Annotated in this window: 14 protein-coding genes and 1 riboswitch; of the genes, 7 read left to right on the top strand and 7 right to left on the bottom strand. The window is 38.1% G+C overall.

Going from position 1 to position 15,540, the window contains the following annotated elements; genetic code table 11:
• Positions 1-199: 199 nt before the first annotated feature.
• Together DRW42_RS23215 and DRW42_RS23210 are read right to left on the bottom strand one after the other, a co-directional pair.
• Positions 200-1,006 (bottom strand): nitrilase family protein, encoded by an 807-nt coding sequence (locus DRW42_RS23215; RefSeq protein ID WP_208643619.1) that lies wholly within the window; start codon positions 1,004-1,006, stop codon positions 200-202.
• Positions 1,007-1,027: 21 nt separating this feature from the next.
• Complete coding sequence (locus tag DRW42_RS23210) at positions 1,028-2,173, bottom strand: methionine aminotransferase (protein WP_113951291.1); 1,146 nt, start codon at positions 2,171-2,173, stop codon at positions 1,028-1,030.
• Between the two features lie 252 nt (positions 2,174-2,425).
• On the opposite strand from DRW42_RS23210, the gene DRW42_RS23205 reads away from it, so the two are divergent.
• Positions 2,426-3,952, top strand: a complete 1,527-nt coding sequence (locus DRW42_RS23205) for a DUF2271 domain-containing protein (RefSeq protein WP_113951258.1) — start codon at positions 2,426-2,428, stop codon at positions 3,950-3,952.
• On the top strand, positions 3,924-4,607 hold the full coding sequence (locus DRW42_RS23200) for a PepSY-associated TM helix domain-containing protein (protein ID WP_208643618.1): 684 nt from the start codon (positions 3,924-3,926) through the stop codon (positions 4,605-4,607). The genes DRW42_RS23205 and DRW42_RS23200 overlap by 29 nt, the downstream gene beginning before the upstream one ends.
• 78 nt (positions 4,608-4,685) lie before the next feature.
• Here DRW42_RS23200 and DRW42_RS23195 read toward each other — a convergent pair whose 3' ends face one another.
• Positions 4,686-5,912, bottom strand: a complete 1,227-nt coding sequence (locus DRW42_RS23195; protein WP_113951257.1) for a multidrug effflux MFS transporter — start codon at positions 5,910-5,912, stop codon at positions 4,686-4,688.
• A gap of 201 nt (positions 5,913-6,113) precedes the next feature.
• Here DRW42_RS23195 and DRW42_RS23190 point away from each other — a divergent pair, with 201 nt between their 5' ends.
• The 4 genes from DRW42_RS23190 (at position 6,114) to DRW42_RS23175 (ending at position 8,671) form a co-directional block, all read left to right on the top strand.
• Complete coding sequence (locus DRW42_RS23190; protein WP_113951256.1) at positions 6,114-6,884, top strand: queuosine precursor transporter; 771 nt, start codon at positions 6,114-6,116, stop codon at positions 6,882-6,884.
• Between the two features lie 25 nt (positions 6,885-6,909).
• A complete protein-coding gene (locus tag DRW42_RS23185; RefSeq protein WP_113951255.1) occupies positions 6,910-7,356 on the top strand; it encodes a hypothetical protein in 447 nt (148 codons plus the stop codon).
• A gap of 167 nt (positions 7,357-7,523) precedes the next feature.
• Positions 7,524-8,324 (top strand): type II toxin-antitoxin system antitoxin SocA domain-containing protein, encoded by an 801-nt coding sequence (locus DRW42_RS23180; RefSeq protein ID WP_113951254.1) that lies wholly within the window; start codon positions 7,524-7,526, stop codon positions 8,322-8,324.
• A 2-nt stretch (positions 8,325-8,326) separates the two neighbouring features.
• A complete protein-coding gene (locus DRW42_RS23175; RefSeq protein ID WP_113951253.1) occupies positions 8,327-8,671 on the top strand; it encodes a hypothetical protein in 345 nt (114 codons plus the stop codon).
• A gap of 75 nt (positions 8,672-8,746) precedes the next feature.
• On the opposite strand, the gene DRW42_RS23170 is transcribed toward DRW42_RS23175, so the two are convergent.
• The 3 genes from DRW42_RS23170 to DRW42_RS23160 all read right to left on the bottom strand — a co-directional run bounded on the left by DRW42_RS23170 (position 8,747) and on the right by DRW42_RS23160 (position 12,584).
• Positions 8,747-9,991 (bottom strand): homoserine dehydrogenase, encoded by a 1,245-nt coding sequence (locus tag DRW42_RS23170; protein WP_113951252.1) that lies wholly within the window; start codon positions 9,989-9,991, stop codon positions 8,747-8,749.
• 171 nt (positions 9,992-10,162) lie between these two features.
• Positions 10,163-11,221 (bottom strand): homoserine O-acetyltransferase family protein, encoded by a 1,059-nt coding sequence (locus DRW42_RS23165; protein ID WP_113951251.1) that lies wholly within the window; start codon positions 11,219-11,221, stop codon positions 10,163-10,165.
• A 31-nt stretch (positions 11,222-11,252) separates the two neighbouring features.
• Positions 11,253-12,584 carry an O-acetylhomoserine aminocarboxypropyltransferase/cysteine synthase family protein gene (locus tag DRW42_RS23160; RefSeq protein WP_113951250.1) on the bottom strand — a complete coding sequence of 444 codons (1,332 nt, stop codon included), beginning with the start codon at positions 12,582-12,584 and terminating at the stop codon, positions 11,253-11,255.
• Between the two features lie 262 nt (positions 12,585-12,846).
• Positions 12,847-12,957, bottom strand: a riboswitch (SAM riboswitch).
• A gap of 211 nt (positions 12,958-13,168) precedes the next feature.
• Here DRW42_RS23160 and DRW42_RS23155 point away from each other — a divergent pair.
• Positions 13,169-14,182, top strand: a complete 1,014-nt coding sequence (locus tag DRW42_RS23155; RefSeq protein ID WP_113951249.1) for a hypothetical protein — start codon at positions 13,169-13,171, stop codon at positions 14,180-14,182.
• Positions 14,183-14,375: 193 nt separating this feature from the next.
• On the opposite strand, the gene DRW42_RS23150 is transcribed toward DRW42_RS23155, so the two are convergent.
• Positions 14,376-15,491: a trans-sulfuration enzyme family protein gene (locus DRW42_RS23150; RefSeq protein WP_113951248.1), complete on the bottom strand. Its 1,116-nt coding sequence runs from the start codon at positions 15,489-15,491 to the stop codon at positions 14,376-14,378.
• Positions 15,492-15,540 lie beyond the last annotated feature (49 nt).

Raw genomic sequence — 15,540 nt, 5'->3', positions numbered from 1 at the left:
CGATTTGATTATTGGTTATTGTGATTTGATTATTGATTATTGTAATCTGATCATTGATTATTGCAATTTGATCATTGGTTACTGCGATTTGATCATTGATTATTATAATTTGATTATTGGTTATTGCAATTTGATCATTGTTATTGCTAAACATTAATCGTTTTACTAATACTCTAAAACTTCACCTTAATCTTCGGATTTAATTTTCAATCGTAAATCGATCCGCATCCTTTAAAAACGGAAACTGCCTTCTGATTTTAACGAGCTCTTCATAATTGATGCTGAAGGTATATAAATCCTCATCCTCTGGTTTATAATATACAGTATTACCATAAGGATCTAAACACATAGATAGTCCGCTGTGATAAATCTGGTTCCCATCATGCCCTACACGGTTCACTGCAATTACATAACTCTGGTTCTCAATTGCCCGTGCGGGAATCAAGGCTTTCCAGTGTGCCGAGCGTCTGTCAGGCCAGTTTGCAACGAGGAGTAAAATGTCATATTCCTGGTCAACATTCCGCAACCAAACGGGAAAACGGAGATCGTAACAGATGGCCAGCCTGATTTTCCAGCCTTTAAGTTCAACAATTAGTTTTTCTTTGCCCGGACTAAAATGATTGTCTTCATCGCCCATGCCAAACAGATGCCGTTTATCGTAATGTTGGTGTTTGCCATCAGGCTCCATCCAGATCAAACGGTTAAAGTATTGGTTGTTTTCTTTTATAATTAAACTTCCGGTAACGATACAGTTATACTGGTGCGCCATTTTTTGCATCCATTGCATCGTTTTTCCACCCATTTCCTCCGCCAAAGCTTCAGAATTCATGCTAAAACCTGTATTGAACATTTCGGGCAATACGATGATGTCGGTTTTTTCCCGAACACCCATTGAGAGCCTTAATGCTAAGTTTAAGAGGTTTTTTTCAATGTTTTCCCAAAAAAGATAGGCCTGAAAAACAGTAACTTTCAGATTTTCTATTTGAGTGTAAACGGGTGCTTCCATTTTTTATAGTTTTTGAACTCGTTAAACATTTTTTAATTTCTCTGCAGCTTTTGCGAGCGTAGCATCTTCTTTAGCAAAGCAGAAGCGGATAATTTTATGATCGGTCGCTTTCTGGTAAAAAGCTGAAACCGGAATGGTTGCCACTCCGAATTCTCTGATCAGGCGCATGCTAAAATCGGTATCTTTTTCATCGCTGATATCACTATAGCTTGCACATTGAAAATATGAACCGTTACAGGGCAAAAGTGTAAAACGGCTTTCGGCTAAAAGACCTCTGAAATAATCCCTTTTCTTTTGAAAAAAACTGGCAAGTCCGGTGTAATTTTTAGGTTGTTTAAGGTATTCGGCAATGGCCTGCTGCATGGGACTATTAACGCTGAAAACATTAAATTGGTGTACTTTCCTGAATTCTTTAGTGAGTTTTTCGGGCGCGAGACAGTAGCCAAGTTTCCATCCTGTGGTATGTAAAAGTTTCCCGAATGATGCCACAATAAAGCTCCGCTGTTTTAATTCAGGGTAAAGCATTACACTCTGGTGCTTTTGTTCATCGTAAATCAAATGTTCGTAAACCTCATCACTTAAAATTAAAATATCGGTACCGGTAACCAATTTAATCAGCGATTCCATGTCGTCCGATGATAAAATACTTCCAGTTGGATTTTGTGGGGTATTTAAAATAATCATCCGTGTTTTGGCGGTGAACAGTTTTTTTACCATGTCCCAATCTATACCATAATTAGGAGGAGCCAGTTCGTAAGTTTTAACCAAACCACCCAGAAGTTTGATCGTAGGTGCATAGCTATCGTAGGCAGGCTCAAAAATAATGACTTCATCGCCTGCGTTGATAATAGCAGCCAGGGCGGTAAAAATGGCCTGTGTTCCGCCAGCCGTAACTGTAATTTCGGTATCCGGATTATATTTTATCTTATAAAGTGCCTCAACTTTTTCTGCAATGGTTTCTTTTAAAAAGGCAGAACCCGGCATGGGTGCATATTGGTTAAAACCATCTTTCATAGCTTTGTTTACCAATTTAACCAACTCAGGGTCGCAGGCGTAATCAGGAAAACCTTGTGATAAATTAATGGCATTGTGTTCTGCCGCAAGTTTACTCATCACCGAAAAAATGGTGGTACCTACACCAGGAAGTTTAGATTGTATATTCAGCATCTTATAAGCGAAAATAGCAAAAAAAAGCATAAACACTAAACCGGAATATGAAAAGCCAAAGCGGAATAAGGGAAATAAGTTTTATTTTTTAGTGATAATTATTAAACCCTTCGATCTAATTTACGTCCATAAACGGGTACGAAATAAATCAACTTGCCAGTAAATTTGTATTATTTCAAATATAATTTCTGCTTATTTAAAATTATTCCAGATAAACTATTTTCTTTGCATTAAAATCTCAAAAATTCCTAAATGAAATTTAAACACTTAACCGCCATCTTTTTACTGGTGATCACTGCTTCGGCATTTGTGAGTCCCAAAAAAGTTTTAAGAACATTTGTTTCCAACTATGAGAATGTACTCGGTACTTCTTTAGAATTAAAATTTAAAGCAACAAATCAGGCTGATGCAGATTTGGCTGAGCAGCATGCCTTAAATGAAATAGATAGATTGGATAATATTTTGAGTGCCTACAAAACTTCGAGTGAGTTTAGTAAATGGATGAAAAACGGAAAACAACCCACTAAGGTTTCTCCTGAATTATTTGAGGTTTTACAACAATTTGAAAACTATAAAAACTCTACTAACGGTGCGCTCGATGCTTCAGCAGCTTTAATCGGCAATATGTGGAAGAAAGCAGCTGCCGAAAACCGTTTGCCAAGAGCCAATGAACTGGAAAGCGCAGTGGCACTGGTTAAACAGAAACATTATTTATTAAATAAACAAGATCAAACTGTTACCCGTGTGGATGATGTGCCTTTGGCCTTAAATTCTTTTGCTAAAAGTTACATTATCAATAAGGCTGCTGAAAAAGCTTTACAAACTATAGGAATTGAGAATGTGGTAGTAAACATTGGCGGTGATATGGTTATCAAAGGAAATCAGGCCGAAAACATTGCAATAGCCAATCCTAAAGCTGATGCCGAAAATGATGCTGCTTTAACCACGATCAAAGTTTCCAATATGGCTGTGGCCACCAGTGGTAATTACCGCAGGGGATTTAGCGTATACGGTAAATGGTATTCGCACATTGTTGACCCACGAACCGGAAAACCTGCTTCAGAAATTATCAGCGCTACAGTTATTGCGCCTGATGCGAGCGAAGCGGGAGCTTTAGCAACTTCTTTTAATGTATTATCGCTTTCGGAAATTGAGAAAATAGTTGCCAATAGAAATGATATTGCTTATTTATTGGTTACTAAAGACGGTAAAGAAATTAAAAATAAAGCCTGGGCTAAATATGAAACCCTTTCAGAGAAACCAGCGATGGCTTTAACCAAAGCAAATAAAGCTGATAAACTTTGGAATACCAAATACGAATTGATCGTTAATTTGGAAATCGCTAACATCGAATCAACAGACGGAAAACGTGTTCGTCGTCCGTTTGTGGCTGTGTGGGTTGAAGATGCTGCTAAAACACCTGTATGCAATCTTGCTATCTGGTATAATAAACCACGTTGGTTACCGGATTTAAAATCGTGGAACCGTGCCAATGGCGATGAATTTAAAAAAGGAGCGGAAGGGAAATTAAGTTCGACCAGTTCTGCTACGCGTGGACCTGGAAAATATAGCCTGTCATGGGATGGAAAAGATGACAGCGGAAATCTGGTAAAAGCAGGAACTTATACCGTTTACATCGAAGTAGCCCGCGAACATGGCACCTACCAGGTAATTTCGAAAGAAATGAAATTTACCGGTTCGGCACAAAAAATAGAATTAACCCCAAATACAGAACTAGCATCAGCATCCCTTGACTACAGAAAAATCCCAAAAAAGTAATATCGTTTCGGCACCCGGCGGACTAGGAAAAAAGCCTGTAAAAAAGGATAGCGGGAAGGGCAAAGGCAAAAAACGATTAGCGGGTGCATCCCGTTGGCTGCATATTTATCTGTCGATGGTAAGTTTTACCATCCTGTTGTTTTTTGCGGTATCAGGCTTAACCTTAAACCATGCCGATTGGTTTACATCAGGAAAGGAAGTAGTAGTTAAAGATTCGGGGTCAGTGAATTTAAAGTGGGTAAACCAGCCTGATACCAACAAAATCAATAAATTACAATTGGTAGAGTTTTTCAGGAGCAAACACCAAGTAAAAGGAGCTTTGAGCGATTTTAGGATTGATGACCGTGAAATCAGTTTAACCTTTAATGGCCCAGGCTATCTTGCTGATTCTTTTATTGACCGTGAAACGGGTAAATATGAATTAAGCACCACCAGGTTTGGTGCGGTGGCCATAATGAACGACCTGCATAAGGGCCGTGATTCGGGTAAGGCCTGGTCGTGGATTATCGATATTTCAGCAGTGCTGATGACATTGGTATCCATCTCGGGCATTATTCTGATCTGTTTCATCAAAAAGAAACGCTTAAGCGGTTTCATTATCGTCGCTGTAGGAACGATTATCTGTTATATTATTTATAAGGTATTTGTGCCATAAATTTTCAACACTAAGACACGAAGTAGGAGCGTATTGCTGCTTTCTTTGTGTCTTAGTGCTTTATGTAGTCTAACAAATTTAATGTGCCACAACAGTCGAATCGGAAGAAGCTTCAACTTCGGTAGTAATAAATCTTCGGCCTATAAATAAACACAATAAGGCTATAAATGCTGCAGCTGTCATTACCAAAGGCATAGGCACTACAGAATGCTCGCTGAATAAACTTACCATTACTGACGCCAGTGCACCTAAGCCCATTTGTAATGCGCCCATCAAAGCGGAAGCACTTCCAGCATTTTTAGTGAATGGTGCAAGCGATAAAGCGGCCGCATTTGGGTTAATCAATCCCAAACAAGCCAAAAATAAGGCGATAAATCCAATAGTGGAATATAGGCTCAACCAGTTATTTAAAGCAAAAACCAAAAATATCAAACTGAAAATACATTGTGCAATTAATGCCCAGGTAACTATTTTTTTACTGGTAAACCATTTTAAAATTAAACTATTAACCTGACTAGAGCCGATAAACGATACGGATAACAAGGCGAAAATCCAGCCATAACCCGTTTTGCTTACCTCATAAATCTTCATAAATACCTGTGGAGAGGAAGATACATAAGCAAACAGTCCCGAAAAAGTAATCGAACTGATTAACGCGTAGGTATAAAACTGAGGTTCTTTTAAAACTGTTAAAAAATTGGTTAAAATAGGTTTTGGTTTTAAAGAGTAATTCGGATCGGGTTTATAACTTTCGGGTAATTTGAAAATTGATGCCAGCAACATTAAAACAGCCATTAATCCTAAAAATACAAATACATATTTCCAGCCTAATGCCGAAATGAGATAACCACCTGCGGTTGGGGCCAGCATTGGCGAAACGGCAATAACCAGCATTAATGAAGCAAAAACCTTTGGACTTTCCTCTACCGAAAACAAGTCCCTAACCATGGCCACAGAAGCCACTGCTGTTGCACAACTTCCAATAGCCTGTATAAAACGCAGCACGATTAATTGATTTACATCAGTTACGGCCAAACAGCAAACAGAAGCTAAAATGTAAAGGGCTAAACCAAAATATAAAGGTTTTTTCCGGCCAAATTTATCTAAAAGCGGTCCATAGAGTAACTGACCAGCCGAAATCCCGATAAAAAAGCTGGATAAAGAAAGTGCAACTGTAGATTCAGTGCTTTTTAAATCTTTTGCAATATCCACAAAACCTGGCAGGTACATATCGATAGAAAAGGGGCCAAGCGCCGCCAGCGAACCTAAAATAAGTATTAAGAAAAAGTGTTGTTTTTTAGCCATGAAGTTACCGGATTTTGACGGCGTAAAGATTGGGAGATTTAAGTTGCGAACCTATTTTTAACGTCGAACGATTGTAAAAATCATTAATTTAATTCAAACTAATTTTACAGTGACAGAGATGAGTAAACTTTGTATTACCCCTTTCAAAAATAAGACCATGATTGTATTAAAATCTGCGATTTATTTTTAGATTTATAGCCTATGACTTTTAAAACTAAAGAAAGCCGTTTATTACTCATTCTGGGTAGCTTTTTCGTGGCAAATGCCATATTATCAGAATTTATCGGAGTTAAATTATTCAGTGTTGAAGAAACATTGGGTATCAAAAAGTTTGATATTAATCTGCTTGGGGTGCCGAATCTTTCATTTGTAATGTCGGCAGGCGTATTAACCTGGCCGATTATTTTTATAATGACGGATATTATAAATGAATATTTCGGTGTAAAACAGGTCCGCTTCCTTTCCATTCTTACTTCAATTCTTATTGCATTTGCTTTTTTAGTGGTTTGGGGATCGATGCACTTAAGCGCAGCCGACTTTTGGGTACATCAGAATATCAACGGGGAAGACCTTAATATGAACAACGCTTTTGCAGGCATTTTTGGGCAGGGAATGTGGATCATCGTAGGATCAATTACTGCCTTTATCATCGGGCAGCTTGCCGATGTTTTAATTTTCCACCGGATTAAAAAGATTACAGGCGAACGGGCTTTATGGCTACGCGCCACCGGCTCTACACTGGTTTCGCAGCTGATTGACAGTTTTGTGGTGATTTTTATTGCCTTTTATTTAAACCCGCAGTACCATTACAGCTGGCAGATGGTTGCGGCTATTGGCCTGGTTAACTACACCTATAAATTTGTGGTAGCCATTTTAATGACACCTATTTTATATGTGGTGCATGCTATTATTGATGGCTATTTAGGAAAAGACCTCGCCCACAAGCTGATAAAAATGGCCGGAAGGGGATAATTTTAACCAAATAATATAAACCGTTATGAGAAACATCTTAATGCTTTTTGCTGTGCTTTTGTTGTTGGCATGTTCTAATAAAAATGAAAACAAAAAAGACCTTGACATCCAGGGCACCTGGCAATTGATTTCGGCTACAACCATTGATAAAGGAAAAAGCCAGACAACAGATTACTCTGGTAAGCTGAAAATGATCAAGATGTTTAACGATACTCACTTTGCATTTTTAAAACACAGTCTTGATTCGAAAGATACAACCAGTTTTGATGCGGGTGGCGGAACATTCCTTTTAAAAGGAGAGGACTACACCGAACACCTCGAATATTATAAAAACAAAAACTGGGAAGGTAAAACCTTTAATTTTAAACTGGCCATTCATCAGGATACCTTAATCCAGAAAGGCATTGAAAAAGTAGAAGCTGCTGGGGTTGATCGTGTGATTATAGAAAAATATATCAGGTTAAAGCCCTAAACCATATTGATAAATTATAATTTAAGTCAGAAGTTTTGCGGATAAACACAGATTAATATCTGCATGAATTCCCCTCATTATCTATGATTGCAATTTAGATAATTAATGATTTGTTTTAATATAGATCATCATGTTGTTCGTTTTTAAAACATTTCATATATTTGTATATGGGAAATGAAATATCGAAAAAAGAAATTGGTGAGCGTATTATAAATCTGCGTTTAAAAAAAGGTTTCTCTCAGGATGATCTTGCGAAAAGCATTGGCATTTCGCGTCCGTCATTAACACAGATAGAGTTAGGTAACAGAGGAATCAGTTTTAGTGAAATGCAAAAACTATCGGTTGTTCTGAGCTTTTCTCTGGATGATTTTGTATCCAAAGATTTTTACAGCAAACAGCATTTAGAACTTCCTGACGAAGCAGAAGAAAATATTGCTGAAGAACGTATTTCTGTACCCACTTTAAATATAAATAAGTTTAAAAATATCCTCCTTTACATATTAGAACATTGTTCTGGCAAACCCAATGTAGGCGAAACAGTATTATATAAATTGCTTTATTTTTCTGATTTTAATTATTACGAATTATACGAGGAGCATTTAACAGGAGCCAATTATAAAAAACTTCCTTATGGTCCGGTTCCCCAAAAACTGGATGCAATTATCGACCAGATGATTGAGCTTAAACAGATTGAAAAAATCAAAACTGATTATAAAGGCTTTCCTCAAAAACGTTTTATACCACTGGAAAAAGCAGATTTAACCAGGCTAAAAGCAAGTGAAAAGGACGTAATTGATAAAGTAATCGATCAGATGAGCGATTGGTCTGCCAATGCCATCAGCGATTATTCCCATAAAGATTTACCCTGGGAAGTAACGGAAATGGGTTGTGATATCAGTTACAATTTGGCTTTTTATCGCGAATTGCCTTATTCGGTAAGGGTTTATAATGAGGAAGAAAACGATTAATTATGCGCTTTGAATCTATAATAGAATTTGACAAAGACCTCAAAAAACTTTTAAAGCGATACCGTAGCCTGCATTCAGATTTAGAGGATGTTAAAATCATTTTAAGGGTAAAACCTGATGAACGTAATCCTTTTAGTTTTCGGATAGATAATTTAGGCATTACGACCTGTGTAATTAAGATTAAAAAAATAACCTGCGATAGTTTAAAAGGTAAAGGCGTAAATTCAGGGCTGAGATTAATTTATGCTTATTTCGCTGAGGAAAAGAAAATCATTTTTATTGAGCTTTATCATAAGAACGATAAGCCTAATGAAGATAGAGATAGAATTTTAGCGCATTTTAAATAAACGCAAAAGGCCGGACTCGCTCCGACCTTTGTACTTAACAACAAAACAAATAAAAAAATTAACCTTAAAATTAAGTTATAGGGTTGCCAATTCTTCGGCAAAAACATTTTCTGTTAACTGATCCTGTTTGTAAATCTGTCTGCCGGTATAGGCTACAAAAACAGATTTATCCAGAAGCAGGTCGCGGTTTTTAATCAAACTTTCCAGTTTAACTGTTCCAACCACATATTTATAACTATTTGCAGCATAACGTTCGCTGATATTATCAAATTCCAACAGCGTAATCAGATCTTCGTCAGCATAACGCAGATAGATTTCCAGCAGGATTTCGTCTGTATGTTTCACGCCGTTTTCCGAATGATATTTTTTATACTCGTAACGGTAATCGTAACGTAAAGCCGCAATATCCGAAAGTACAGCTGCACCGGTAGGGTGGCCGCCGGCACCTTTACCATAGAAAAACTGTTTATCTGCAAAAGCCGCCTGAACAGCCACAGCATTATACTCGTTCTCTACATTGTAAAGGAAATCGTCTTTGGTTACCAATTTAGGCAGCACGTAAGTCACAATATCTTTTGTATTTACTTTACGTGCCGTTGGAACCAGTTTAATTTTGAAATTTTTCTCGCGTGCGTATTTAATGTCGTGCGATGAAAGGTTTTGGATACCAATATTTAAAATCGCATCCGGATTTACAAACAATCCATAAGCGTGTGCTGTGGCAATGGCCAGTTTGTATTTCGGATCGTAACCTCCTACGTCTAAAATCGGATCAGTTTCTGCAAAGCCTAAATCCTGTGCTTCTTTTAATGCAGCGTTATAATCCTGATTTTCGTTGAATATTTTAGAAAGGATGTAATTAGACGATCCGTTAAAAATGCCGCTTAAAGCATGGAAAAGTTCATTATCGTAATATTCTTCCAGGTTACGGATTATCGGGATACTTCCGCAAACCGCACCTTCGTATAATAGGGAAGTACCATATTCCTGCTGCAGATCTACCAGTTCTTTTAAATGCGTAGCAATCATTTTTTTATTGGCAGAAACTACATTTTTGCCATTTTTTAATGCAGTGGTTACAATTTCGTAGGCTGCATCGGCATCGTTGATTAATTCTACAATCGTATTGATTTCTGTATTGTTCAGTATTTCATCACGATCAGTAGTAAACAGATCTTTATTTAGGGTACGTTTTTTTCTGGGATCTTTTATCGCAATTTTTATGATCTCCAGGTTCAGGTTCTGGCTTTGGATAATATCCAGTAAACCTTGCCCCACAACGCCGAAACCAAATAAACCGATTTTTAAATTCTTACTCATTATTTTAGACTTGATTACACAGATTAACGGATTACTCCGATTAATCATGGTTATATTATTGTTGTTATTTTAATTGATTATACAGATTTTAAGGATCCAACTGATTTAGTTATTCTTCTTGATCATAAACCCTAAACCTTCCACCTTTATGCCTTCTACCTTACTAATTATCTAGGCCGTTTGCTGCAACTTGATAATCTTCTTGTTGCGGCTTTCTTTGATAAAATTTCCGATAATATTGGTTAAGGCGTCTGTTTCGATCAGGAAACCATCATGACCATAATCAGAATGTAAGGCTGTAAATTCTGCTCCGGTTATGTGATCTGCTAAATATTGTTGCTCCGATAACGGAAATAATACGTCGTTTTCTATTCCGATTACCAGGGTATTTGCTGTGATCAGTTTTAGAGCATCGGCAATACTTTTGCGGTTACGGCCAACATTGTGGCTATCCATTGCTTTTGTTAAATAGTAATAGCTATAGGCATTAAAACGGTTGATTAGTTTTTCTCCCTGATAATTCTGATACGAAGACGACCTGAAATGATCAGTTTTATCGTTTACACTTTCTACCTGTGTGCTGCCGTAAGCACTATAAGTTCTGTAACTTAAAAGCGCAATGCTACGGGCGGTTTTTAACCCTTTGCTGCCACCATTGGGTTGGTTGGCGTAAAAAGTCCTGTCGGTAGTAATGGCCAAACGCTGACTTTCGTTAAAAGCAATGCCCCATGGAGAATGTGCTGCATTTGTAGCAATTAAAATCAGGTTTTCTATTTTGTTAGGTTCTGAAATGCTCCATTCAACAGCTTGTTGCCCACCTAAAGAACCACCAATCAATAATTTAATATAATCGATACCCAGGTGCGCCGCCAGTAACTGGTGGGCTGAAACCATATCACGAATCGTAAACTGTGGAAAGGAAAGGTAATAAGGCAAACCATTAACCGGGTTGGTATGTAACGGACTGGTGCTACCATAATGCGAGCCCAAAACGTTGGCGCAAACGATGTAATGATCTTCTGGATTGAACAAAGCATTTTGCCCGAACAAACCTTCCCACCATTCAAAAACATCGGCATTTGCTGTAAGTGCATGGCAAACCCAGATTACGTTATCCTTTGCAGCATTTAATTTGCCATAAGTTTGATAAGCAATCTGCAGGTTGCGGATCTTTTTCCCGCTTTCTAATTTAAACTGTTTATTATAATTATACGTTGATGCTGTACTCATTGTTTTGTTGTATTCGGAAAAATGAACGGGCTTAGGCTAATAAACTCTCTGTCGGAACCGGAACATGGATGGCTGCAAAAGCCTGTTCAAAATCGGCCTTAATATCGTCGATGTGCTCAATACCGACTGAAACCCGTAATGCGTTCGGTTTTACGCCAGCGGCCAATTGCTCGGCTTCGCTTAGTTGCTGATGTGTAGTTGCCGAAGGCTGGATAATCAATGTTTTGGCATCACCCACATTTGCGAGGTGAGAAACCAGTTTTAAATTATCGATCACCTGTGTGGCATTTTCTTTACTTCCTTCCAATTCGAAAGATAGAACCGCACCAAAACCATTACTTAAATATTTTTTTGCCAGGCTGTTGTATTTGCTGCTCGTTAAACCTGGATATTGTACTTCTTTAACCAAAGGATGATTTTCTAACCAGGTAGCCAGTTCTAAGGCATTATCAACATGGCGTTGTACGCGAAGCGATAAAGTTTCTAAGCCTTGTAATAAAAGGAAAGAGTTGAAAGGCGATAGGGCCGGACCTAAATCCCTTAAACCCTCTACACGTGCTCGGATAATAAACTGAATATTGCCAAATGGTCCGCCGATGCCAAAAACATCACTGAAAACCAAGCCATGATAGCCTTCTGATGGCTCGGAGAACTGAGTGAATTTTCCATTGCCCCAGTTGTAGTTTCCGCCATCGATAATTACACCACCAATGCTTGTTCCGTGTCCACCGATCCATTTTGTAGCTGATTCTACCACAATGTTTGCACCATGCTCTAAGGGTTTAAACAGATAACCACCAGCACCGAAAGTATTATCAACCACTAAAGGGAGATCGTATTTTTTAGCAATTGCGGCAATTTTCTCAAAATCAGGTATACTAAATGCCGGGTTGCCGATCGTTTCGAGATAAATGGCTTTGGTTTTTTCGGTGATTTTACTTTCAAATTCTTCAGGAACATCCGGATTTGCAAAATCTACCTGTATGCCCAAACGTTTAAAAGCGACTTTAAACTGGTTATAGGTTCCACCGTATATATGTGAAGAGGAAACAATACTATCGCCAGCTTCTAAAATATTGTTTAATGCAATAAACTGGGCAGCTTGTCCTGATGCAACAGCCAAGGCCGCCACACCGCCTTCTAAAGCTGCGATACGTTTTTCGAAAACATCATTGGTAGGATTCATGATCCTGCTGTAGATATTTCCAAACTCTTTTAAAGCAAATAAATTGGCACCATGCTCTGCACTGTTAAAGCCATAAGAAGTAGTTTGGTAAATCGGTACGGCCCTCGAGCCTGTTGTTGGATCTATTTCCTGACCAGCGTGTAATTGTAGCGTTTCAAATTTATATGATGTTGACATAATTTCTGTTTTATTTGTTGAATGATGAGATATGGCGGTTTAGGTTAACCCTAAAACCTGACATGGCGTATCCCGGTTTTCCGGGACCTTCCAGTTTGAAAAAGACAAAAAAGGAAGATTTTTAAATTACTGTATGCAACAGCACATACAAGTAATCGCACGCATATCGCAACAAATAAAAGAAATAGAATATTTTTCTACTGTTTTAATGTTTACGCAGGGCTCGCTTGGCGATTGAAGATTTAATGTTTTCATCAGTTCTAATTTATATCTCCAGATAACACCGTGTTATCCGGTCAGGAATTGGCACCTTCTCTTTCTGAGGGTTGCCAGTGGGTCTTAGAGCCAGTCTCTCGCCACTTCTTTATAAATCAACCTGTTTAGATTGACTTTTATTCAGCTTTCCGCCAAATAATATTTCAAATGTCTGAAATTAATTTTAATCCACAAAATAAAATTTTGAATTTATATTAACTTGCTGATAATGAATTTAGTATTTTAATGATTAGTTAACTATTTAAAACTTTTAACACAAACTTAATACATAAAATGATAAGTTTGTTACCTATCTAAATCTAATCATCATGAAAAACACAAGATCCCTGTGTTTGAGCCTGCTCATTTTTCTGGCAGGTTTAAGCAATGTAAATGCTCAGTTTGGAGGCCTTAAAGATAAATTATTAAAAATTGGAACTGCCCAAGGTGCCAAAGCCTTAGGTGTAGATAAGTTCTTGAAGCAACCAGCCGCGATCACCACCAGTTTTGAAGATGTGAATCGGGAAGGTGAAAAAATGCCCGACTTTATCAATTCACTAAAATTGAAAGCACAGCCATTATATTTATTGCCTAAAAATCCTGATGGTGGTTTTGTACTTTGTGAAGGCTTGTACGAAATGACAAACAAAAGCTATTGTTTAAAAGCCGGAACTTTTGCCCCATCAAAAGGTGATGGTTACATGTTTGCCCCGGTTTTGGGCCCGAAAGAGGAAATCGTGGTTTCCATTTTAAAAAGCGCCGAAAATCATCCCGAAGTAGAACAGCACGATATACAGGCTTTATTGTGGACCATTATTGCCAGAACAAAATTTGCCGACTATAATGGACAGGTTAAATTAACCGCTATAAAATTATTAACAACCAAACAGCTTACCCAATTGGAAGGTGGCGCTTTGGGTGTTTTGCCATTTGATGTGATGGAAAAAGCAAAAGATCAGTTACCATCAGGCGTGAGGGCAGTTTTTGAGGCCGAAAATAATATTCGGCAGCTGGTGGCCTCGGGTAATTATACTTATGCGGATCTGGAGAAATATGCTATTGTTGCCGGAATGGCGCCACCACGCAGCGATGTACCAAGCGGTATCTGGACGAAACATCCTGATGGTTATTATGTACGTTATTTCCCATCGGGATATTCGATTACCAAAGTCCAGGTATATGTGCCAAAAGAGTTACTGGCTAATGGAAATAAGCTCATTTATGATGCAGCCGGTGATATTGCCTGCCCTGCAAATACAGGTTCGCAACGTTTGGCGCAAACCAATGAACCACTGGAAGCTAACTATTCTTTAAAGCTGACTACTGTTTGTAATCCGAAGTAAATTTTAAGACCTCGTAGGTTTTTAAAACCTGCGAGGTCTACACTTAATTTATTTGCTTTAGTCCTCGTTTGTAACTACGATTAGTGAGATGTGCATTTTTAATGCACAAAGAGAGAAATACCCCCAGCGATAAAATCGCTTTTCTCGTGCATCCTCATTAAAAACGAGGACGGTGTTACATTATATACTCAATTTAGGCTAAAGCCTGTTCCAAATCGGCGATTATATCATCAATATGCTCCAATCCTACAGAAATGCGGAGCAGGTTTTTAGGTGTTGTGCTATCAGGTCCTTCTACCGAATAACGGTGTTCAATCAGGCTTTCCACACCACCTAAACTGGTGGCCTGTGCAAATAACTGAACTTTGTTAACTACTTTATGTGCAGCAGCTGCATCACCTTTAACCAGGAACGACATCATGCCGCTAAAGTCTTTCATTTGTTTTTTAGCAATCTCATGCTGTGGGTGACTTTCCAATCCAGGATAAAATACCGCTTCAACATTGGGGTGCTGGTTTAAATAATCTGCGACTTTTTTGCCATTTTCGCAATGTCCTTTCATGCGGTAGGCTAACGTTTTGATACTTCGGGTTAATAAAAAACAATCGAAAGGAGCAGGTACTGCACCACCGGTTTGCTGAATGTTTTTAATCCTTTCCCATAATTCATCTTTCCTGGCTGTTACTAAAATCCCACCCAGTACATCACTATGTCCACCTAAATATTTGGTGCTGCTATGCATCACAATATCGGCGCCCAATAAAATGGGGTTTTGTAAAATAGGCGAAGCAAAAGTACTATCGCATACCAATGGAATATTTTTAGCTTTAGCTATTTTTGCAATTTCTTCAATATCGGTAACCTTTAACAATGGATTTGATGGAGTTTCGATCCAGATGAGCTGGGTATTCGGTTTAATAGTCGCTTTGATTAGGTTTAAATCAGTTTGATCGATAAAATCGAATTCTAAACTCTCATTAAATATGGTAAGCAACTGTTTTTTTATTCCCCAGTACATATCATCAGGTGCTATAATATGGCTGCCAGGTTTTAAAGCCTGAAACATAGCCAGTCCGCAGGTATTGCCCGAAGAAAATGCTGCTGCATCTTCGCCATATTCTAATTTAGCTACAGTGTTTTCTAAAGCAGACCGGTTTGGATTGCTTACCCTGCTATACATGTGTCCGCCGGGGTAGCCGCCATCTTCGCCACGAAAAAAAGTTGTAGATAGATTAAGCGGTGGCGTAACATCACCTGTAGCAGTTTTTATAAGATTAGAGGCGTGAATAGCAAGGGTTTCGGGTTTCATGATAATTATTCGTGGTATAAGTAATATCGAAATACAATTTAATAATTTG

Origin of the sequence: Pedobacter miscanthi, from assembly GCF_003315595.1 — a bacterium.
Taxonomy (GTDB): domain Bacteria; phylum Bacteroidota; class Bacteroidia; order Sphingobacteriales; family Sphingobacteriaceae; genus Pedobacter; species Pedobacter miscanthi.
The sequence above is the reverse complement of the archived record's forward strand: the minus strand, read 5'-3'. Positions and strand labels throughout refer to the sequence as shown.

What these genes read in the sequence shown, in the direction of transcription:
- DRW42_RS23215 (WP_208643619.1), bottom strand. Translation starts at nt 1,006, where the DNA reads ATGGAAGCACCCGTTTACACTCAAATAGAAAATCTGAAAGTTACTGTT.
- DRW42_RS23210 (WP_113951291.1), bottom strand. Translation starts at nt 2,173, where the DNA reads ATGCTGAATATACAATCTAAACTTCCTGGTGTAGGTACCACCATTTTT.
- DRW42_RS23205 (WP_113951258.1), top strand. Translation starts at nt 2,426, where the DNA reads ATGAAATTTAAACACTTAACCGCCATCTTTTTACTGGTGATCACTGCT.
- DRW42_RS23195 (WP_113951257.1), bottom strand. Translation starts at nt 5,912, where the DNA reads ATGGCTAAAAAACAACACTTTTTCTTAATACTTATTTTAGGTTCGCTG.
- DRW42_RS23190 (WP_113951256.1), top strand. Translation starts at nt 6,114, where the DNA reads ATGACTTTTAAAACTAAAGAAAGCCGTTTATTACTCATTCTGGGTAGC.
- DRW42_RS23185 (WP_113951255.1), top strand. Translation starts at nt 6,910, where the DNA reads ATGAGAAACATCTTAATGCTTTTTGCTGTGCTTTTGTTGTTGGCATGT.
- DRW42_RS23180 (WP_113951254.1), top strand. Translation starts at nt 7,524, where the DNA reads ATGGGAAATGAAATATCGAAAAAAGAAATTGGTGAGCGTATTATAAAT.
- DRW42_RS23175 (WP_113951253.1), top strand. Translation starts at nt 8,327, where the DNA reads ATGCGCTTTGAATCTATAATAGAATTTGACAAAGACCTCAAAAAACTT.
- DRW42_RS23170 (WP_113951252.1), bottom strand. Translation starts at nt 9,991, where the DNA reads ATGAGTAAGAATTTAAAAATCGGTTTATTTGGTTTCGGCGTTGTGGGG.
- DRW42_RS23165 (WP_113951251.1), bottom strand. Translation starts at nt 11,221, where the DNA reads ATGAGTACAGCATCAACGTATAATTATAATAAACAGTTTAAATTAGAA.
- DRW42_RS23160 (WP_113951250.1), bottom strand. Translation starts at nt 12,584, where the DNA reads ATGTCAACATCATATAAATTTGAAACGCTACAATTACACGCTGGTCAG.
- DRW42_RS23155 (WP_113951249.1), top strand. Translation starts at nt 13,169, where the DNA reads ATGAAAAACACAAGATCCCTGTGTTTGAGCCTGCTCATTTTTCTGGCA.
- DRW42_RS23150 (WP_113951248.1), bottom strand. Translation starts at nt 15,491, where the DNA reads ATGAAACCCGAAACCCTTGCTATTCACGCCTCTAATCTTATAAAAACT.